The following is a 19385-nucleotide window of genomic DNA, read 5'->3' on the forward strand; positions in this document are numbered from 1 at the left end:
GATGAAGATCATCCGCACCGACAGTGAACTGCAAACCCCGCATGTCGATACCGCCTTGCGTGAACAGGGCCATGATCTCACTCTGCTGCCCGATGGAGTGAGCGAGGCGGAACTGACGGATGCGGTGCGCGACGCTGATCTGATCCTGATGTGCTACACGCCGATCACCCGCCGCATACTGGAGGCCGCACCGCGCCTCAAGGGCATTGTCAAATATGGCGTCGGCATTGACGCGATCGACATCCCGGCCGCCATCGAGCACGGCATCCCTGTGGTCAATATTCCCGAATATGCCGAGGAGACCGTCGCCGAAGGCGCCTTTGCGCTGATGATCGCGCTGGCCAGGAAGATGCAGCCGCTGGGACGCGCCATGCAGCGTGACGGCTGGGCCTGGCCCGAACAGCGCTGGCTGGCCTCCGACATTGCCGGCAAGACCGTCGGCATCGTTGGGCTTGGCAAGATCGGCAAGAGCTTCGCCCGCATGGCGGGAGCCGGGTTCCGGGCCAATGTGATCGCCTACAATCCGGGCATGTCCGACGCGGAATTCGCGGCGGCGGGCGCGGCAAAACGCGAGGACCTGCGGCAATTGCTGTCGGAAAGCGATTTCGTGTCACTGCATTGCACCCTGAACGCGACCACCCGCGGGCTGATCGGCGAGGCGGAGCTCAAGGCCATGAAGCCAAGCGCCTATCTGATCAACACCTCGCGCGGCGCGCTGGTCGACGAAGCGGCGCTGCTCCGGGCGCTGGAAGAGGCATGGATCGCAGGGGCCGGGCTCGATGTCTTTGCCGATGAGCCCTTGAAGCGCTCCGGTCATCCGCTGAGCCAGCTGTTCGCGCTCGAGCAGGTGATCGTCTCGCCGCATCTGACCTTTTACACCGAGGACGCCATGCGCCGGCTCGAGCATGAAACACTCGAGCGCTGCAGCGAAATTCTCTCCGGCAAGCCGACCTTGGTCAAATCCCATGATCCCAGGCTTCGGGCGCAACGCAAAGGGGTGATGTTCGGCTGAAAAAATCCACACAAAAATCATGGTAAAATCGATGCAATTATAAATTAAATAGATTTTACTTATTGATCGCCGGTTCTCACACTCCCCCTCGTACGGGTCCCCAAAAACCTATTCCTGTTTTGCCGCGATGGATTAAACTGGGACATCAACAAGCCATTCCGGGACCTGTCGGAGGAATTTGAAAAGCAAGAAATCTGGAACCAAACAGCGCCAGCAGTCCATAAAAAGGGGAATAAAATGACCATAATGAACCGCTTGTACCTCACCGCCGCAATCTCGGCCCTCTGCACCAGCATGGCCTTCGCCGAAACCGAGCTGACCGTCTACACCGCCGTCGAAGCGGAAGACCTGGCCCGTTACGCCGAGACCTTCAATCAGGATCATCCCGATATCAAGGTCAACTGGGTTCGCGATTCCACTGGAGTTATCACCGCCAAGCTTCTGGCTGAAAAGAACAATCCGCAGGCCGACATGGTCTGGGGCCTGGCCGCCACATCGCTCCTGGTGCTGAAAACCGAAGGCATGCTGGAGCCCTATGCGCCCGCCGGTCTTGACAAGCTTGATCCGAAATTCCGCGATGGCGACAACCCGCCTTCCTGGGTCGGCATGGATGCCTGGGTCGCTTCCGTCTGCTTCAACACGGTTGAGGGCGAAAAGCTCGGGCTGACCGCGCCGACGAGCTGGATGGATCTGACCAAGCCCGAATATGCCGGCCATGTGGTGATGCCGAACCCGGCCTCCTCGGGCACCGGCTTCCTCGACGTCTCCTCCTGGCTGCAGATCTTCGGTGAGGAAAAGGGCTGGGAATTCATGGACGGGCTGCACAACAACATTGCCGCCTACACCCATTCGGGCTCCAAGCCATGCAAGATGGCGGCTTCCGGTGAAACCGTGATCGGCGTGTCGTTTGCCTTCCGCGGCGCCAAGTCCAAGGCCGATGGCGCACCGATCGACATCATCGTGCCGAGCGAAGGCATCGGCTGGGACATGGAAGCCTCGGCGCTGATCGCGGGTACCGCCAATGAAGAGGCGGCCAAGACGCTTCTTGATTGGTCGATCACGCCCAAGGCCATGGAAATGTACAATGTCGGCTACGCCGTTGTTGCCATTCCGGGCATTGCCAAGCCGGTGGAATATTTCCCCGAAGGCATCACCGATGCAATGATCGACAACGACTTTGAATGGGCTGCCAACAACCGCTCCGCCATTCTGGAAGAGTGGACGAACCGCTACGACACCAAGTCCGAACCCAAGGGCTGACCTTTCCGGTTGCCGAGCTCGGGGACGCAGTGCGGTGCGCTGCGCTGCGTCCCTCCACGTTCTCCATCTGGAAGAGTATAATGATCTTGGACAAGACAGGCGGGGCGCAAGCCACTGTTGCTGATCCCGCGCCCTATTTGCAAATCAAGGGTCTCTGGAAGGCCTTTGGAGATTTTCTGGCGCTCAAGGATATCAACCTCGATATCCAGGCGGGCGAATTCATCTGTTTTCTCGGACCCTCGGGCTGCGGCAAGACCACCTTGCTGCGCGCCATTGCCGGGCTCGATCCGCAGACCCGCGGCGAGATCTGCCAGGGTGGCGTCGACATTTCCAGCCTGCCGCCGTCGCGGCGCGATTACGGCATCGTCTTCCAGTCCTATGCGCTGTTTCCCAATCTGACGGTTGCCCGCAACATCGCTTTCGGCCTCGAGAACACCGGGCGTCCGAAAGCCGAAATTGCCGCCCGCGTCAGCGAATTGCTCACCCTTGTCGGTCTGCCCGAACAGGCGGACAAATATCCAGCACAGCTGTCTGGCGGCCAGCAGCAGCGCATCGCGCTGGCCCGCGCCATCGCCATCAATCCCGGCCTGTTGCTGCTTGATGAGCCGCTGTCGGCGCTTGACGCCAAGGTGCGGGTCTATCTGCGCCACGAGATCAAGGACCTGCAGCGCAAGCTCGGCGTCACCACCATCATGGTCACCCATGACCAGGAAGAAGCACTGTCGATGGCCGACCGCATCGTGGTCATGAACCATGGCACGGTCGAGCAGATCGGCACGCCGACCGAGATCTACCGTCACCCGGCAACGCTGTTCGTTGCCGATTTCATCGGCGAAACCAACAAGGTGGCCTCGGTTTTGAAGAACGGCAAGGTGGCGCTGGGCGATCTGGCGCTGTCGACCGAAGCAACCGGCATTGCCGAAGGCGCAAATGTGACCATCGCGGTGCGTCCGGAAGACGTGGTGCCGCACAGCACAGAGGTGATGGGCGAGGGCGGGCTCAACATGTTGCCGGTGACCATCACCGACATGGAGTTTCTGGGATCGTTCTGGCGCAGCCATCTGCGCAGCCCGGTGCTTGGCGATGCGCCCCTGATCGCCAATTTCTCGATCAACGCCGTACGCCGGCTCGACATGAAGCCGGGCATTGATCTGGTGGTCGAACTGCCCGCCGAACGTGTCCTCGTATTCCCCCGGGGGGAATGAACATGACCGATGTCAGTCTGCCTGCCGGTCCCGCGATCAAGCTGAAACTCGATCGCGACGGGGTCATCAAGCGCCTGTTCATGGGCGTGATCGCGCTGTATCTCATCGTCGCGCTTGCCCTGCCGCTCTACACGATGCTGTCGAAAAGCTTCGTCACCTACAGCTTCGAACTCGACCGCTACGAGTTTCAGGTCAGCGACGAGGCCGGTGTCTTCGCCGCGCCTCCGGTCACCGCCGAAGCGCTCAACGCGCAGATGGGTTTGCTGACGGCTGACGATCTGGCGTCCAATTCGGACGGGCGGCTGTCGGTGACGGATTTCTTCCCCGACTTCAGTTTCCGCAGCCCGGTCAAATACCGGCTGCGCGGCACCACTGCCGACGCGCCCTATCTGGTCGGCCTCGATCTGCAGAACACCACCGAATGGCGCGAATATGATTCCAACACCTTCCGCCGGATCAACCTGCGCCCGGTCCAATCCGTCGGTCCGCAGAACTATGTCGAGTATTTCTCCAACCCGGCGCTGTTTTCCTCGATCGAGAATTCGGTGTTCATCGCCATCGTCAGCACCATATTGACCGTGGTCTTCGCCTTTGGCTTTGCCTATGCGCTCAACCGCAGCTGCATGCGGTTCAAGGGCTTTTTCCGGCTTGTCGCGATGATGCCGATCCTGGTGCCGTCGCTCTTGCCCGGCATCGCGCTGATCTATCTGTTCGGCAATCAGGGCATGCTCAAATCGCTGCTGATGGGCCAAAGCATCTATGGTCCTCTCGGCATTGTCATCGGCTCGGTGTTCTTTACCTTCCCGCATGCGATGATCATCATCACCACGGCGCTGTCGATTGCCGACCAGCGCCAGTATGAGGCGGCCGAAAGCCTGCGCGCCAGCCGGTGGCGGACCTTCTGGACCGTCACCATCCCGGGCGCCCGCTACGGCCTGATCTCCGCCGCCTTCGTCACCTTCACTCTGGTGATCACCGATTTCGGCCTGCCCAAGGTGATCGGCGGCCAGTACAACGTGCTGGCCATCGACATCTACAAGCAGGTGATCGGACAGCAGAATTTCGAAATGGGCGCGGTGGTCTCGGTGATCCTGCTGATCCCGGCGGTCCTGGCATTCTATGTCGACCGGCAGGTGCAGAAGAAACAGGTGTCGCTGCTGTCGGCCCGCTCGGTGCCCTACCAGCCCAAGCCCAACCGCAATTTCGAAGCCCTGTGTCTTGTCTGGTGCGGTCTGATGGCGGTCTTCATCGTCGGCATCATCGCCATTTGCCAATATGCCGCGCTGGTCAAGTTCTGGCCCTACAATCTCAGCCTCAGCCTAAACAATTACGCCTTCGACAAGATGGATGGCGGCGGCTGGGCGGCCTATTACAATTCGATCAAGCTCGCCGGGCTGACGGCGGTGTTCGGCACCCTCATCGTCTTCACCGGCGCCTATATGGTCGAAAAGATCGACGGCTTCAAAACCGGGCGCGGGGTGTTCCAGTTTCTCGCCATGCTGCCGATGGCGGTGCCGGGCATGGTGCTGGGACTGGCCTATATCTTCTTCTTCAACAATCCCGACAATCCGCTGAATTTCATCTACGGCACCATGATCATCCTGGTGGTCTCCACGGTCACCCATTTCTACACCGTTGGGCATCTGACCGCGCTGACGGCGCTCAAGCAGATCGATGCGGAATTCGAGCCGGTGGCCAGTTCGCTGCGTCAGCCGTTCTACCGGCTGTTCACCCGGGTCACGGTGCCGGTCTGCATGCCGGCGATCCTGGATATCTCGATCTACATGTTCGTCAACGCCATGACCACGGTGTCGGCGGTGGTGTTCATCTATTCGACCCACACGGCGCTGGCCTCGGTGGCGGTGCTGAACATGGATGACGCTGGCGACATCGCACCGGCTGCGGCAATGGGGATGATGATCTTCTACACCAATGCCGGCGCCCGGCTGCTGCACCTGTTCGCCTCGAAACGCATCCTTGGCCGCACCCAGGCCTGGCGCCTGCGCTGAAAGCCTGCCTGATCCGTGATCAAGGGATCAGTGAAGGCATGGCCGGCGTGGATTTTTGGCGCATGAGCACCGGTCTTTAAATCGAAAAACCCGGCCCTTCCTGGCCGGGTTCATCTCTTTCTCGGTAAGCACCATGCCAGCCGGCCAGGTCCGGCGGCGCATTGCGATCTCAGAATTTGACTTTCGCAAACACCTGAACGCTATTGCTGGTGTCATTGCTTGCCACCGTGCCGCGATAGGACACGCCAAACTGAAGGTTGTCATGCGACACGGGAGAAGCCTTGAAGCCGATGCCAAAATCCACGCTGCTGGAGTCCAGACCGTCAACCGGCAGGCTCATCTGTGGCAATCCGGCAAATTTCGCGGAATTGACCGCGGCGCTGCCGCTTTGTTCCGCATAGGCCACATGGCCGTAGGTGCCGATGTCCCAGGAGCTGGTGACGACGCGATAATTGGCTTTCAGTCCGATCCGCCCGATCGTGACATGGTCGTCCTGGTCGCCGATGGTCATGTTCCAGATGCCGGCGCCGGTTTCGGTGAATTCCTTGGTTGAAAGGTCGTAATATTCCAGCGAAGCAGTTGGTCCCACTTCAAAGGCGCCGAATCTGGTCATCCAGTCCGCCGTGATCGCACCGAACCACAGATCGGCATCGGTCTCGCCCTGAGCAGTGACACCGGCCGGAATCACATTGCGCGAACTGGTAAAGTCCAGATTCTGGTAACCGGCCATCGCCTGGAAATTCAGGTGATCCCAGATATTGTTGCCGCGCGCAAAGACACCCGCGCCGAAGCCGTCGCTGTCGAGTGACCCCCGCCCGGCATCGATGGTCGCATCGGTCTGGAATCCGCCAAACAGGGCACCCAGTGAAAACTCGCTGGACACCTCTGACTCGATACCGGCCCAGAGCGAGCCGCTGGTCAGGTCAAAGCCGATATTGTTGGTTGTCCGGTCGAAGCTGGACACCGTCCCGTTGGCCGAAAGGAAGCCGCTCAGTGTGTCGGTCATCGACCATGTTGACCCCTGGGGCCCGTCGCCGATGCTGCCGAGGGAGTTGAGCGTAGCGACCTGCTCGCGGCCGGTTGCCAGTCCCGTTGCCATGTAGGTGCGAAGGAAGCTGTAGCCCAGCTCCTCGATCGCGTTCTGTTGCTGGGCGCGTGTCGGAAGCGCCATCACCTGGGTGATCATCGCCTGGTGTCCGGGGTCAGCCGCCAGATAAGGAATATTGGCCGCGTCAATCGCGCCGGCCACCGCAAACTGCATCGGCGTCCCGGCCGCTTGAACGATGGGTGCATAGACCGGAACGATCCGGAGCGTGAATCCTTCCCCGACCAGGTCGGACACATCAAGCGAAAAGTTCAAGTTCAGATTCGCCAGATCCTCGATGGTGCCGGCTTCAAACAGCCCGTCCGCCTCCATCAGCGCCACGATATTGGCAGGAACCGCGCCGCCGTCCGAATAGGCCAGATCCGCCTTGGCAACGCCGAGCGCGGCCGCCAGTTGCTCGAGTCGCGCGTCCAGATTTGCCGTGCTCGCAACATTGCCGTAGATCCAGCCACCCGCGGCGGGGCTATTCCAGGCAATCAGCGCCGATTCGTCGGTCGGGTCGTTGTTGTCGTCCCAGAACATGCCGGTCGGGGCCATGTTCAGCGAAAGAAGCCCATTGCCGAAATTGGCTATATGGTAGGTGTTGAACAGTTCGATCCCGTTCACAACCGAGCCATCGGCACTCTGGATCGCGATGAAACCGGCACTCTTGTCATTGAAGAAGGCAATATCGCTTTCCTGACCACCGTCGCCGAACAGTCCGTCGGGAAAGAAAATCCGCTGCGTCGGGTTCTGGCCCACGGTGACGGCGCCATCAACCGTCTTGTAGACCGTGCCATTGGCGTCCGTGAAACCATCATAATTCTGATACGCGGTCAAAATCCCGGCGTCGGTCAGCCACTCGGTTGCCTTGGGCTGCAGGGCCACGAGCTGGTCATAGGAAATCCCTGATGCCGATGTGGCCGTCTGGAAATTCGTGCCCGACCCGGTGCCAAGCACAAGCGACAGATCGAGAATGCGCGCGCCTGTCAGGTTGGTGGTTTTTCCGAAGGCAAAATACTCGGTGGTGCCGCCGGACGGACCGGTGGAGAAGCTCAGGTCAAGCACGCCGGGGCCGGTCAGGCGCGACTTGAAGCGTTTGCCGAGGCCGGGCTCCGCATCGCAAGTAATGGGCGAATTGGCCATCAGGCAGTTGTAATCAAGGACGGTCACGGACCCGCCGCTCGAAGGTGAGAACCCGTTTCCGGACAATCGGTCGTCGTTGTTCGGATTGACCGTGACAGCCTTTATTCCGGGAGGTGAAACATCTTCCGTGACGTCGGAGAAAACAAAGCCGTCTCCGGTCGGGCCATCAAAGTTCAGGATCTCGGCACTTGTTGCCGGAAAAGAAGCTCCAAGAAGTAATGCCAGCTGCGCGACAGTTGCAGTGAAATGGCGCATCGTTTTGTTCATCCTGAATTCCTCCGTGGGGAACAAGGTTCCCTGTATCACATTGCCGGGACTCGATTCCCCAAGCAACCCCTCTATGGTCGCGGTTGTAAGACATGCATTGAGCGGGCTCAACAGGCGCTGCGCCTGAAGCCCCGAATTAAATCGAAACAATTGAATATATGAATCCTTAGTTGCCAATCCGCCACAATACGGGGCACAAACTGCACAATCGGCCTCGCCTGCTTTCAGTCCGGGAGCTGCCAAAAGCGGATGAACGGCCCCGGTCCGCACCTCGCTCCGGAGTCGATGGCGCTTGCGTTCAAGCCGCTTGTCTGCGCTGTGGCATCTCCACTGGCAAATAGGTCTGTTCTTGCCGACAGGCTTGAATTAAACACACTTTCCTGTGCGAATGTGGGTCAGCGACGGTTGGTGTGCATCCGCCATAGCCCCTATGATGCATGACGCCTTCCACACCTTCAACCTGTCGGCCGCCTGCGGCCGACGCGATCCGCCCGCGAGCCATGGCCCATGACAGATCCTGCCGACCGCGACGAAGACCTGACACCGCCGCCCGCATCCTCTGCCACGCCGGAGGCGATGGATCATGACGAGATCTATGGCGAGGATGGCTCGATCCGGCAGGATTATCTGACCGCAATCGGGGCGGCGATTGCCGACCGCGACATCCTGTTCCTGCGCGAACATGTCATGCGCCTGCATGAATCCGAACTCGGCGACCTGCTTGAATCGATCAATGTCCAGCAACGCCACGCATTGGTTGCGCTGCTTGGAAACGATTTCGATTTCGCCTCGCTGACCGAAGTCGACGAGGCCATCCGGCTGCAGATCATCGAGGCGCTGCCCAATGCCGGGATTGCCGAAGCCCTGGGCGAGCTCGATTCCGATGACGCGGTCTATATTCTCGAAGACCTCGATGAGGAGGACCAGAAGGAAATCCTGGCGGCCCTGCCGTTCACTGAACGGGTGCGGCTGCGGCGCTCGCTGGATTACCCCGAAGACACTGCCGGGCGGCGGATGCAGACCGAATTCGTGGCCGTGCCGCCGTTCTGGACGGTCGGCCAGACCATCGACTACATGCGCGACGAGGAGGACCTGCCGGAAAGCTTCAGCCAGATCTTCGTCATCGATCCGACCTTCAAGCTGCTCGGCTCGGTCGATCTCGACCGCATCCTGCGCACCAAGCGCCAGGTCCGCATCGAGGATGTGATGGAGGAGGCGCGCTATCGCATCGACGCCGAAATGGACCAGGAAGAAGCAGCCCAGCTGTTCGAGCAGTACGACCTTCTGTCGGCCGCGGTGGTGGACGAGAACGAACGCCTCGTCGGCGTGCTGACCATCGATGACGTGGTCGACGTGATCCACCAGGAGGCCGATGAGGACATCAAGCGCCTGGGCGGTGTTGGCGACGAGGAGCTCTCCGACTCGATCCTGTCGACGGTGCGCTCGCGTTTCAGCTGGCTGCTGATCAATCTGGGCACCGCGATTCTGGCCTCCGGCGTCATCAGCCTGTTTGACGCGACCATCGAGCAGATGGTGGCGCTCGCCGTGCTGATGCCGATCGTGGCCTCGATGGGCGGCAATGCCGGCACCCAGACCATGACCGTGACCGTGCGCGCGCTGGCGACGCGGGATCTCGACATCTACAATGCCGGCCGCATCATCCGGCGCGAGGCCGCAGTCGGCCTGATCAACGGGATCCTGTTTGCGGTGATCATCGGCGTGGTTGCCGGCGGCTGGTTTGCAAGTCCCGGACTGGGCGGCATCATTGCCGCGGCGATGGTGGTCAACATGCTGGCCGCGGCGCTGGCCGGTATCCTGCTGCCGCTGTTTCTGGACAAGGTCGGCGCCGACCCCGCCATTGCCTCGGCCGTGTTCGTCACCACCGTCACCGATGTGGTCGGCTTTTTCGCATTCCTGGGACTGGCCGGGTGGTGGCTGTCGATGGCCTGATTTCTCCATCCTTGCCGGTAGTCATGACGCAAATATTGACCTATACGTAAGCGTAATAGTCATGGCAATTTTCAGGAATGATCCGCATTGGACAAGTACTACACCATCACCGAATTGACCCGCGAGTTCGGCATTTCGACCCGGACCCTGCGGTACTATGAGGACGAGGGTCTGGTCCAGCCTGAGCGCCGCGGCAGGACCCGGCTGTTCCGCTCCGCCGACCGCCGCCTGATCCAGGAAATCCTGCGCGGGCGCCGTATCGGCTTCACCATCGCCGAGATCCGCGAGATCATACAGGTCTACAAGGACCCGCCCGGCGAGGCAGGGCAATTGCGGCTGCTGATGCGCAAGATCGAGGAAAAGCGCGAGGATCTGCGCCAGAAGCGCAAGGATATCGAGGAAACCCTGCTGGAACTCGACAATATCGAGGAATCCTGCCTGACTCGTCTCGCCGAAATCGGTGTCAACACCTGACAACACTTCGTCTGGTATCGCCGGATCTCACGAATGTCCCGCCCGGATGAAACCATCTGGGCGGGACAGGCAGTCGGGATCTGCGATGACAGCCCGCAAGCGGGCATTGCCCGGCCTGCGGCCTGTCGACAGACGCGTCAGGTCACCTGACCACGAACCCGCGGCCGATGGGGTCGGTGTCGTCGAGCAGCCATTTTGCGTAGCCTGTCACCTTGGCGGTGCCCTTGACTGTCGGTATCACGGCCCGCTGGCTGCCGAGCATCGTTTCGCCGATCAGTTCGCCTTCGAAGCGGCCGATGCCGAGCAGTCCCTCGGACCGGATTTTCTGGTTCAGCCCGATCTTGCCGCGCGCCTCGAACACGGCCATCATCATGGATGTACCGGTGCCGCCGGGCGAACGGTCAAGCTTGCCGTCGCTGAAGACGTGCACATTGCGGTACAGACTGTCGGCGTGGTCCGGCTCCTGCCAGAATGTGGTGAAGTTCAATCCGCGGATATGTGGTTTCGTCGGATGCTGAACGTCCATTTTCGCATTGATCTGATCCTTCACCATCACGCCCAGGTCAGACAGCATCCGGCCATTGTCGGGGCCGATTGGCTTGTCCGCATAGGGCCATTTGACGACGGCAAAAAAGTTGCCGCCGAATGCGATGTCTGCCACGACGCCCTCGACTCCGGGCAGCTCCACCGGCACGTCCTGCGCCAGCACGAAGGCCGGCACGTTCTGGAACCGGGTCCAGGCGACCTGGCCATTCTCACGGCCCACTTCCGATGTCACCGGACCGGCCGGTGTTTCAAACCGGATCTTGACCACATCGCCGCCGTCGTCATGAACCATGCCGTGCGAAACCATCGCCATCGACAGCGCGATGGTGCCATGACCGCACATTTCCATGAAGTCGTCGCCGTCGCACCACAGCATCCCGGCGTCGAATTCAGGGCTCGAGGGGGCGTCACGAACACGCCGACCATGTCATGATGGCCTCTTGGCTCCCGGAGCAGTCCTGTGCGCACCGTGTCGTAATGCTGACGAATAAAATCGCGTTTCTCAACGATGCCGAGACCGTGAGGATAGGGAATGGCACCCGGAATGATGCATGTCTCTTCACCGTCGGTATGGGTGTAAATGACATCGATGAAACGGTTGGGGGTCATCATGGACGATAGCCTTCTTTCATAAGTTTCGGTTTTAGAGGCCCAGGGCGCGCGGCAGCCAGAGCACGAGCGCGTCGGGAAACAGGATGACTGCGAGCAGAACAAGCACCATCACGGCGATGAAGGGGAGGTTGGCGCGCGTCAGCGACAGCATGTCCACCTTGGCGATGACACTCGTTATGAACAGCGCCGCGCCGACCGGCGGGGTCTGCTGACCGATTCCCCAGCAGAGCACGACGACCATGCCGAAATGCACCGGATCTATGCCCAGCAGGTTGATGGCCGGGAAGAACAGCGGAACGATGATGAAAATCATTGCGATCCCGTCGAGAAACGTTCCGGCCACGATCATCACGGCGCTGAGCAGGATCAGGAACATCACCGGCGACAGGTCCATTTCCGCAAGCGGGCTGAGGATGCTCTGGGCCAGCTGCTCATAGGTGAAGGCGTAGCCCATCACATGTGCAGCCGCAGTGACCAGCATCACCGCTCCGCTGAGGACCGCTGCCTCGCACAGGGTCTGGTAGAGCATTCTCGGCGTCAGGGTCCTGTAGTAGAAGACACCGACCGCCGTGCCGTAGACCACCGCCACGGCGGATGCCTCGGTGGCTGTGAACACGCCGCCAAGAATGCCGCCGAGAATGATCGCCGGCATCAGCAGGGCCGGAAGGGCATGGGCAAAGGCCGCAACGGCGCGCCTTGCCGAAAACGGCGCCTCGACCGGATAGCCTTCGCGGATCGAGATCAGCCATGCCACCAGGATCAATGCCAGTCCCAGCAGCACGCCCGAGATCAGGCCTGCCGCAAACAGCGCACCGGTGGAAATGCCGAGATAGGCTCCCAGGATCACCATGGGGACGCTCGGCGGGATGATGATGCCGATGGTGGACGAGGCCGCGGTCACCGCGCCGGTGAAGGCACGGCTGTATCCGCGCTTGACCATCGGATCGATCAGCATGCCGCCCACGGCAGCGGTGTCCGACATCGAGGTGCCGCTCATGCCGGCAAAGAACATCGAGGTGACCACATTGACGGCAGCCAGGCCGCCGCGCATCTGGCCGACAAGCGTTTTGGCAAATTCGACCAGGTGTCCGGAAATTCCGCTGCGGGTCATGATCTGACCGGCAAGGATGAACAGCGGCACGGCCAGAAGCGGGAAGCTTTGAACGCCGCGATAGAGCCTTTGCGCCACGATCAGCTGATCAACATCGGCCAACCAGAAGATGCCGATGGCAATGGAGACGAGGGCGAAGGCGATCGGAACGCCAAGCCCGATGAGGCCGAGAAGAACACACAGTGTCAGGAGTAGGGTCATGGCCGCGCCTCAGATTTCTGCTGACAGAGAGTCGGGTGAGGGGTCGACCGGTTCCTGTCCGCGCGCCAGCCGCAGCAGGCCGCGAACGGCATTCCACAGCGCGTCAAGGCAAATCAGACCGCCCGCGATCGGGATGGCGATGTAGTACCAGGCCGTGGAGATCTCCAGCACGTTCGTGGTCTGGTCGACAAAACGAAGCACCTGCCGTCCTCCATGCCACGCCATGATCCAGCCGATTGTTGCGATCACGGCCTGGTTGAAAAGGAACAAGGCTCCTCGTGCCCAGAAGGGCAGGCGACGGACCAGCATGTCGACCTTGAGATGGGCGTTCCGGCGCAATGCCAGATAGCCGCCCAGGAAGGTGATGTAGGTCAGCAGAGCCAGCGAGACTTCGAAACTCCAGCTCAGGGCGGAGTCTAGGACGTAGCGGTAGATGACCGCGATGAAGGCAACCCCGACCGCGGCGACGAGAAGCGCCGCGATCAAGGCTTCAAGAATCTTGTTGATGATCACGGCGCTTCCTCCGGTTTCTTAAGGCCGAGCGGCGGTGATGAGGTCGATCAGTTCCTGCGCATCCGCAGGCTGTTCCGACGCCCACTCGGTCCAGATCGATGCCGAGGCCTGGGTGAAGGCCGGGATGTCGGCCTCGTTCACATTCATGCCCTTGTCCTTGAGAAAGGTGACGATCTCGGCATCGGCGGTGGTGCCCAGTTCGACCGAATAGGCCTCGGCCGCATCGCCTGCCTGCATCACCGCTTCCTGTTGCTCGGCAGACAGGGCCTGGAACTTGTCCTCGCTGATCAGCAGATAGGTGATGGTGTAGAGATGGTTGGTCAGCGACAGATAGTCCTGCACTTCATAAAAGCGCTGGGATTTCACCCAGATCACCGGGTTTTCCTGTCCGTCAAACACGCCGGTCTGCAGCGCCGAGTACAGCTCGCTGAACGGCAGGGGCGAGGCATTGGCGCCGTAATGGTTGAAAATCTTGATGCGCAGCGCACTGCCCGGAGTGCGCATCTTGACGCCCTTCAGGTCGTCCGGGGTCACGATCGGGCGGACGCTGTTGGTGATCTGACGAAAGCCGCCTTCGAGGAAGCCGACAACGCGAAGACCCTTGGCGAGCAGCATCTCTTCGATCTTCTTGCCCGCTTCGCCGTCGATGGCGGCCTTGACATGATCACGGCCGGAAAAGATGTAGGGCAGCGCGGTGGCCCCGAGTTCCGGCAGGATATTGGTGATGGGTGTTTCCACCGTGGCCATATCCAGCAGGCCGGTCTGCATGGCTTCCAGGGAGCTTTCCTGGTCTCCCAGCGCGCTGTTGGCAAAGATCTGGACCTCGACGCTGGAATCGGTCTGTTGGGCGAGGACTTCGCGGAAGCGCTCGACCGACTGATAGGCAATCGATTCCTCGTTGCCGGGGATGCTGACCTTGAAGGAATGTTCCTGGGCCGAAACAGGCAAGCTGATGGCCATGGATCCGGCAACCAGGGTGGCGATGGAAAGTGCACGTAGAGTCATTTTTTAAACCTCTCAGTTTGGTGTTCCCTTGGGAGAAGGTAGACAGAGACGGACGAGAGAAATAGGATGATTTGGTCGCGGAATTGTACATTTCGGACATTTGCGATCAGGATCATATGAGATGGAACGAAGCGTAGGACTTGGCGGGCGTGCCAGAAGCGGTGACCGGCAAAAATTCCGGGTCGCACTCCTCCCGCTCAACAATTTCACCCTGAACGCCTTTTCGGGCTTTGTGGACGCGCTTCGGCTGGCGGCAGACGCCGGCGGGCGCAGCCGGCAGATCGAATGCGGCTGGTCGATCGTCGGCCATGACGCGGTCCGTGCCAGCTGCGGATTGGCGGTCACCCCGGACCAGCTGCCGCCTGATCCCGCAACGGTTGACTATATCGCCGTCTGCGGCGGCAATGATTACCGCCTGCGTCAGCAACCCGAATGGCTCGATACCTATCTGCGCGCGGCTGCCGATGCCGGAACCACGCTGATCGGCCTGTGCACAGGCACCTTCAACATAGCCCGCGCCGGTCTGATGGAAGGCCGGACAGCCTGCGTGCACTGGAATGTGCATGAGGAGTTTCGGGACCAGTTTCCGGGTATACGGACCGTGTCGGATCGCATTTTCCTCGACAATGGAAACCGCATTTCCTGCGCGGGCTCGACAGGCGCATCGGATCTGGCGCTCTATCTGGTCTCGCGCCATTGCGGGGCAGAGCTTGCCCAGCAAAGCCTTCGGCACATGATCCTGAACCGTCAGCGCGACGCCAATTTCCCGCAGCCGCAGTTTGTCAACGACACGCAGGACATCCTCGACGGAGTGGTGCGGCGGTGCATCAACCTGATGGAGCAGACCCTGAACGTGCCGATCTCGATGGCGGAACTGGCACAGAAGTCGGGCATGAGCGAACGCCAGCTTGCCCGGCGGTTTCGCGCCAGCCTGGGCCAGCCGCCATCGCGCTACTATCGGTTCGTGCGTCTGAGATATGGCGCCTGGCGGCTGATCCACACCACCGACAGCGTCACCCAGATCGCCCTGGATTCAGGCTTTTCAGACGGATCGCATTTCCATCGCGAATTCTGCAAGGAGTTCGGTGCCTCGCCCAACCGGTATCGCAAGACAACCGCCGGAGAGCGCTTCCTGTGACCGGACTTAGCCTGCCGCAAATGTGTGTCGGCAAGTGAAGTTCAAACCACCTGGAAACTGCAAGCGTGGAGACTGCGGCGCGCGTCAGATCCAGCGCCGCACCTTGCGGCAATAGGTTTCGTACTGGAATCCGAAATTGGCGAGCAGATGGTTTTCCTCGCGTCTGACCGCGAGAAAGTGGGTCAGCAGCGCGTCCACCGGCGCCAGCAGCACGAACCAGCCATTTGATGACACAAGGCCCATGCCGATGATCAGCAGGAGATTGGCGACATAGATCGGGTTGCGGCTGAAGCGGAACGGGCCCTGGGTGACCAGGTGGCTCGAGCGGCGGTTGGGCAGGATGGTGGTATGGGCTTCATGCAGCGTGCGCATCGCCCACAGATCGATGCCCAGTGCCAGGCAGATCAACAACAGCCCGGCAGGCCGGGCGCCGATGAATTGCAGCGCGACAGGCGAGATCAGGTGCAACAGGATCGCGCTCAAGGTCAGTCCGACAAGCAGCAATGGCGGCCAGGGAATGAAATTGGGTCTCGCCCGGTAGGCGTTCATGCGATCGCGTCCTTGTTGTCCGCGGGGCAGCGCCCGCTATGTGCTGTCACTCCGGCGCGGCCATCTGGCTGGCTGCCGTGCATTGCTCGGCAACCGCCGGAATGCGGGCATCCGACTCCGGCGTGATCTCGCCTGCCATGAAGCCGTCGAACATCCCTTGCGAGATCAGTTCATCGGTCACGCACAGGCAGAACCGCGAACAGAATTCCGCGCTATTGCCATCCGCACATCCGGCTTCGCATTCGGCAACAAAGCCGGGAAGGGGATCGACCGGCCTTGGCGGCGCCAACTGGGATGTGGTCCAGACCAGGGTCAGGAGCACTGGTTGGTGCAGCAGATAAAAGGCCAGACTATGGCGGCCGAAATAGCGGGTGATGCCGGCCAGGCGGTTATCCCCGGTTTTCACATTGGCCAGGCGTTCGGTGAACTTTGTGGCGATGGAAAGCTTTGCCGCGCCCATGCCGATCAGGAATGGTCCGAGCCACGGCATCAGCGGCACATAGTCGTTCGAGCGCGGCGGGACGGTCGACAGCCCGACCCAGTGCAGCCAGACCGGATTGAACATGTCGGCCCGGAAGACGAGCGGCAGGACGATGCAGCCGATGCCGGCCAGCACCGTCACCACCGCCGGGAGCCGCAGAAACGCCAACCCGATCACGCTCGACGCCGCAATCGCATGCAGAATGCCGAAATAGATGAAGGTGTCCGGCGTGGCGAAGAAGGTGACAAGGGTGATCAGCGCGGCGGCGCCGGCGACCATGCCGAGCCGCTTGAGGAACGGCTGCAACCTGATGCCGGTGCTGTGGGCCAGCATCAGGCTCACGCCCGCCAGGAACAGAAAGCCGCCGGCAATCGACCTTGCATAGACCTTGAACAGGCCATGGGTGGTGGTGCCGTGGTCGAGATAGCCGAATTGTTCGATATCCCAGGAAAAATGGTAGCTGGCCATGGCCAGCAATGCCAGTCCGCGCGCCAGGTCCAGGACCTCGATCCGTCGTCCCGGGATTTGCGGCGAAGCCGTGTTGGCCGTGTCGGTCAAGCGTGTCTCTCCAATTGCGGGCGTTGGGCCATGCCGCCCACTCACCACCCAATGCCAGCAAAACCATGGCGCGCAACCGAACCCGCGGCCAAAGGGCTGCGGTCAACCGGATCCGCCTATGGTTCCACCTTGATAGGCGCCGCCGACGGCTTGTTGCCGCTGCTGGCGACGAACAGTCCGGCCAGCACCAGCACCAGCGCGCCGACCAGCGACAGCGACAGCGGCTCGCCCAGGATGATCACCCCCAGCGCCACGCCGAACACCGGCACCATGTTGACCGATAGCGAAAACCGCGAATAGCCGATCGCCCGGATCAGCGTGAAGCGCATGATATAGGCGATGCCGGTGGGAAACACGCCAAGATAGATCAGCGATGCCAGCGCCTGTCCGGACAGTCCCGATACGAGCAGCGGGCCGTCGACGACGAGTGCCAGCGGCAGAAGTGCTGCGGTGCCGATCCCCAGCGCCAGGCAGGCCAGGCGCACCGGCGGCATGGCAATGCGGCGGATCAGCAGCCCGGCCGTCACATAGCACAGCGAGGCGCCGACGGCGGCCAGGATGCCCAGCACCGGACCGCCGCTCAGCCCGGAGACGATGCTCGGTCCGACCAGCACCAGAATGCCGGAAAATCCCAGCAGCACCGCCAGCACCTTGCGCGTCGACAGGCGGTCGTCGTCGGTCATGAAATGGCTGCCGATCAGCGCCATGAACGGCCCCGTGCCCATCAGCAGCGCCAGCACGCCTGCGCCGACGGTCTTGCCGGCCCAGGCAACCAGCACGAACGGAATCACCACATTGAGCAGCGCCATGCCGATGATCAGCGCCCACTGATTGCGGCTTTGCGGCCAGACCATGCCGCGCCAGATGGCATAGGGCAAAAGCACCAGAAAGCCGATGCCGACCCGGATCGCCGCCAGCCACACCGGTCCGGTTTCAGGCACTGCCACCCGGATGGCGATGAAGCCCGAGGCCCAGATCAGCGCGGTCACGGTCATCAGCGCCAGATCCAGCCGGGTCGGCGCGCGCAGGGCTTGGCTCATTCGCTGTCCGGAAGTTTCGTTGCGGGCAGGGAGAGCCGGTAGACGCCGCGGAAGCTGGCGGGGTCGACGGCCTTGCCCTTGCGCCGGATCTCGATTTCGCCGGCCTTGGCCATGTCGACCGCCACCGACCGCATCGGCTTCATCAGGCGGCTCCATTTCTGCTCGTCGGAGCCGACCAGCGCGCGGGCGGCGTCAAAGGGGCTGATGGTCTTGCCCGGCTCCATCGCGTTGAGCAGGTCAAGAATGGCGGTGCGCAGTGCGGCGGGGCCATGAGAGGCGGGGGCGTGGGAAGATCTGGATGTCACGGGAGAGGGGTGCCTTTGAGGATCGCGGCGCGCGCGTTTGAAAAGAATTGCCGCCTGAGCAGCACCAGTATCACCAGGGTGGTCGATCCGATCAGAACCCATGGGCCCGCAAACCAGCCGAGATAGCCGATGGACAGGAAGATTGCCCGCAGGCCCGCATTGAAATGCTTGCCGCCGAGGATGTTGAGCGAGGCCGCCCGGTTGGCGGCGGCGTCGAGTTCCATCCTGTCGTCGGGCAGGTCGTCCTTCATCGGGATCGCGCCGAACAGGATCGAGGAATAGTTGAACAGCCGGTAGGACCAACCGAACTTGAAAAAGGCATAGGCGAAGATCCCGATCAACCCGAACACCTTGAGTTCGAACAATGCCCGGTCCGCCACCAGCGGGATCGGCAGGTCGTCGGCGACCCTGAGCACTTCCTCGGTGGCGCCCAGCAGCGCGAAACATCCACCGATGGCGAGAATCGTGGTCGAGGCAAAAAACGCCGTGCCGTTTTGCAGGCCCGCCATGATCGCGGTGTCGATCATTCTGAGATCCCGCCGCGCCGCCACATGCATCCAGCGCTTGCGGTGCTGGTTCATGGCCGTCGTCAGGCTCACCCGCCCGATGGGCATGTGATTGTTCGAGGCGAAGGAGAATCCTATCCACCCCAATGCGAACCAGGCAATCGCCACGTAATCGAAGTTTGTCATGACATGGTTTTGGCACGATGCGCCGCGCTTGGCAAAGCCCATGTTGAGCCCGTCCACGGTAACCAATCTTTCATTCCTGTGGTCGAACTGTGAATGATCCGGAATGGCTGTTTTTGACGATAAACCCGTAAGTTGTTGATATTTCGATCAGCCATGCAAAAACGACATGACTGGCCTGTGGAATTGGCCACGGAAATGCCTTTTTTGCAGTTGCGAAAAGAATTTAA

16 protein-coding genes and 1 pseudogene are annotated in these 19385 nt (G+C 61.1%); 7 read left to right on the forward strand and 10 right to left on the reverse strand.

The window, feature by feature from the left end:
- Position 1: 1 nt before the first annotated feature.
- The 4 genes from OEG82_RS12275 to OEG82_RS12290 all read left to right on the forward strand — a co-directional run bounded on the left by OEG82_RS12275 (position 2) and on the right by OEG82_RS12290 (position 5486).
- Complete coding sequence (locus tag OEG82_RS12275) at positions 2-1012, forward strand: 2-hydroxyacid dehydrogenase (RefSeq protein ID WP_267612719.1); 1011 nt, start codon at positions 2-4, stop codon at positions 1010-1012.
- 246 nt (positions 1013-1258) lie between these two features.
- The gene (locus OEG82_RS12280) at positions 1259-2272 is read left to right on the forward strand and encodes a putative 2-aminoethylphosphonate ABC transporter substrate-binding protein (protein ID WP_425497644.1); all 1014 of its coding nucleotides are present in this window, start codon (positions 1259-1261) and stop codon (positions 2270-2272) included.
- Between the two features lie 80 nt (positions 2273-2352).
- Positions 2353-3477 carry a putative 2-aminoethylphosphonate ABC transporter ATP-binding protein gene (locus OEG82_RS12285; RefSeq protein ID WP_267612721.1) on the forward strand — a complete coding sequence of 375 codons (1125 nt, stop codon included), beginning with the start codon at positions 2353-2355 and terminating at the stop codon, positions 3475-3477.
- 2 nt (positions 3478-3479) lie between these two features.
- Complete coding sequence (locus OEG82_RS12290; RefSeq protein WP_267612722.1) at positions 3480-5486, forward strand: putative 2-aminoethylphosphonate ABC transporter permease subunit; 2007 nt, start codon at positions 3480-3482, stop codon at positions 5484-5486.
- A gap of 169 nt (positions 5487-5655) precedes the next feature.
- On the opposite strand, the gene OEG82_RS12295 is transcribed toward OEG82_RS12290, so the two are convergent.
- A complete protein-coding gene (locus OEG82_RS12295; protein ID WP_324288949.1) occupies positions 5656-7983 on the reverse strand; it encodes a choice-of-anchor F family protein in 2328 nt (775 codons plus the stop codon).
- Between the two features lie 576 nt (positions 7984-8559).
- On the opposite strand from OEG82_RS12295, the gene mgtE reads away from it, so the two are divergent.
- Positions 8560-9933, forward strand: a complete 1374-nt coding sequence (gene mgtE, locus OEG82_RS12300; protein WP_267614937.1) for a magnesium transporter — start codon at positions 8560-8562, stop codon at positions 9931-9933.
- Positions 9934-10020: 87 nt separating this feature from the next.
- Entirely contained in the window at positions 10021-10407 is a 387-nt protein-coding gene (locus tag OEG82_RS12305) for a MerR family transcriptional regulator (RefSeq protein WP_267612723.1), read from the forward strand.
- Between the two features lie 142 nt (positions 10408-10549).
- Here OEG82_RS12305 and OEG82_RS12310 read toward each other — a convergent pair.
- The 4 genes and pseudogenes from OEG82_RS12310 to OEG82_RS12330 all read right to left on the reverse strand — a co-directional run bounded on the left by OEG82_RS12310 (position 10550) and on the right by OEG82_RS12330 (position 14395).
- Positions 10550-11565 (reverse strand): annotated as a pseudogene (locus OEG82_RS12310) (proline racemase family protein).
- 31 nt (positions 11566-11596) lie between these two features.
- On the reverse strand, positions 11597-12877 hold the full coding sequence (locus OEG82_RS12320; RefSeq protein ID WP_267612725.1) for a TRAP transporter large permease: 1281 nt from the start codon (positions 12875-12877) through the stop codon (positions 11597-11599).
- Positions 12878-12886: 9 nt separating this feature from the next.
- Positions 12887-13390 carry a TRAP transporter small permease gene (locus OEG82_RS12325; RefSeq protein ID WP_267612726.1) on the reverse strand — a complete coding sequence of 168 codons (504 nt, stop codon included), beginning with the start codon at positions 13388-13390 and terminating at the stop codon, positions 12887-12889.
- An 18-nt stretch (positions 13391-13408) separates the two neighbouring features.
- Positions 13409-14395 (reverse strand): TRAP transporter substrate-binding protein, encoded by a 987-nt coding sequence (locus tag OEG82_RS12330; RefSeq protein ID WP_267612727.1) that lies wholly within the window; start codon positions 14393-14395, stop codon positions 13409-13411.
- Between the two features lie 121 nt (positions 14396-14516).
- On the opposite strand from OEG82_RS12330, the gene OEG82_RS12335 reads away from it, so the two are divergent.
- Positions 14517-15533 (forward strand): GlxA family transcriptional regulator, encoded by a 1017-nt coding sequence (locus OEG82_RS12335; RefSeq protein WP_267612728.1) that lies wholly within the window; start codon positions 14517-14519, stop codon positions 15531-15533.
- Between the two features lie 84 nt (positions 15534-15617).
- Here the strand turns inward: OEG82_RS12335 and OEG82_RS12340 are convergent, their stop codons facing one another.
- The 5 genes from OEG82_RS12340 to OEG82_RS12360 all read right to left on the reverse strand — a co-directional run bounded on the left by OEG82_RS12340 (position 15618) and on the right by OEG82_RS12360 (position 19158).
- Positions 15618-16082, reverse strand: a complete 465-nt coding sequence (locus OEG82_RS12340) for a methyltransferase family protein (protein WP_267612729.1) — start codon at positions 16080-16082, stop codon at positions 15618-15620.
- A gap of 46 nt (positions 16083-16128) precedes the next feature.
- Complete coding sequence (locus OEG82_RS12345; protein ID WP_267612730.1) at positions 16129-17121, reverse strand: heparan-alpha-glucosaminide N-acetyltransferase; 993 nt, start codon at positions 17119-17121, stop codon at positions 16129-16131.
- 116 nt (positions 17122-17237) lie between these two features.
- Complete coding sequence (locus OEG82_RS12350) at positions 17238-18161, reverse strand: DMT family transporter (RefSeq protein WP_267612732.1); 924 nt, start codon at positions 18159-18161, stop codon at positions 17238-17240.
- Positions 18158-18466 (reverse strand): DUF3253 domain-containing protein, encoded by a 309-nt coding sequence (locus OEG82_RS12355; RefSeq protein ID WP_267612733.1) that lies wholly within the window; start codon positions 18464-18466, stop codon positions 18158-18160. The genes OEG82_RS12350 and OEG82_RS12355 overlap by 4 nt, the downstream gene beginning before the upstream one ends.
- The gene (locus OEG82_RS12360) at positions 18463-19158 is read right to left on the reverse strand and encodes a DUF599 domain-containing protein (RefSeq protein WP_267614938.1); all 696 of its coding nucleotides are present in this window, start codon (positions 19156-19158) and stop codon (positions 18463-18465) included. Before OEG82_RS12360 ends, OEG82_RS12355 begins: the two co-directional genes overlap by 4 nt.
- Positions 19159-19385 lie beyond the last annotated feature (227 nt).

This window comes from Hoeflea ulvae (assembly GCF_026619435.1).
GTDB lineage: Bacteria > Pseudomonadota > Alphaproteobacteria > Rhizobiales > Rhizobiaceae > Hoeflea > Hoeflea ulvae.

Coding starts and splice junctions, on each gene's coding strand:
- OEG82_RS12275 (WP_267612719.1), top strand. CDS start 2: ATGAAGATCATCCGCACCGACAGTGAACTGCAAACCCCGCATGTCGAT.
- OEG82_RS12280 (WP_425497644.1), top strand. CDS start 1,259: ATGAACCGCTTGTACCTCACCGCCGCAATCTCGGCCCTCTGCACCAGC.
- OEG82_RS12285 (WP_267612721.1), top strand. CDS start 2,353: ATGATCTTGGACAAGACAGGCGGGGCGCAAGCCACTGTTGCTGATCCC.
- OEG82_RS12290 (WP_267612722.1), top strand. CDS start 3,480: ATGACCGATGTCAGTCTGCCTGCCGGTCCCGCGATCAAGCTGAAACTC.
- OEG82_RS12295 (WP_324288949.1), bottom strand. CDS start 7,983: ATGAACAAAACGATGCGCCATTTCACTGCAACTGTCGCGCAGCTGGCA.
- mgtE (WP_267614937.1), top strand. CDS start 8,560: ATGGATCATGACGAGATCTATGGCGAGGATGGCTCGATCCGGCAGGAT.
- OEG82_RS12320 (WP_267612725.1), bottom strand. CDS start 12,877: ATGACCCTACTCCTGACACTGTGTGTTCTTCTCGGCCTCATCGGGCTT.
- OEG82_RS12330 (WP_267612727.1), bottom strand. CDS start 14,395: ATGACTCTACGTGCACTTTCCATCGCCACCCTGGTTGCCGGATCCATG.
- OEG82_RS12335 (WP_267612728.1), top strand. CDS start 14,517: ATGGAACGAAGCGTAGGACTTGGCGGGCGTGCCAGAAGCGGTGACCGG.
- OEG82_RS12340 (WP_267612729.1), bottom strand. CDS start 16,082: ATGAACGCCTACCGGGCGAGACCCAATTTCATTCCCTGGCCGCCATTG.
- OEG82_RS12350 (WP_267612732.1), bottom strand. CDS start 18,161: ATGAGCCAAGCCCTGCGCGCGCCGACCCGGCTGGATCTGGCGCTGATG.
- OEG82_RS12360 (WP_267614938.1), bottom strand. CDS start 19,158: ATGACAAACTTCGATTACGTGGCGATTGCCTGGTTCGCATTGGGGTGG.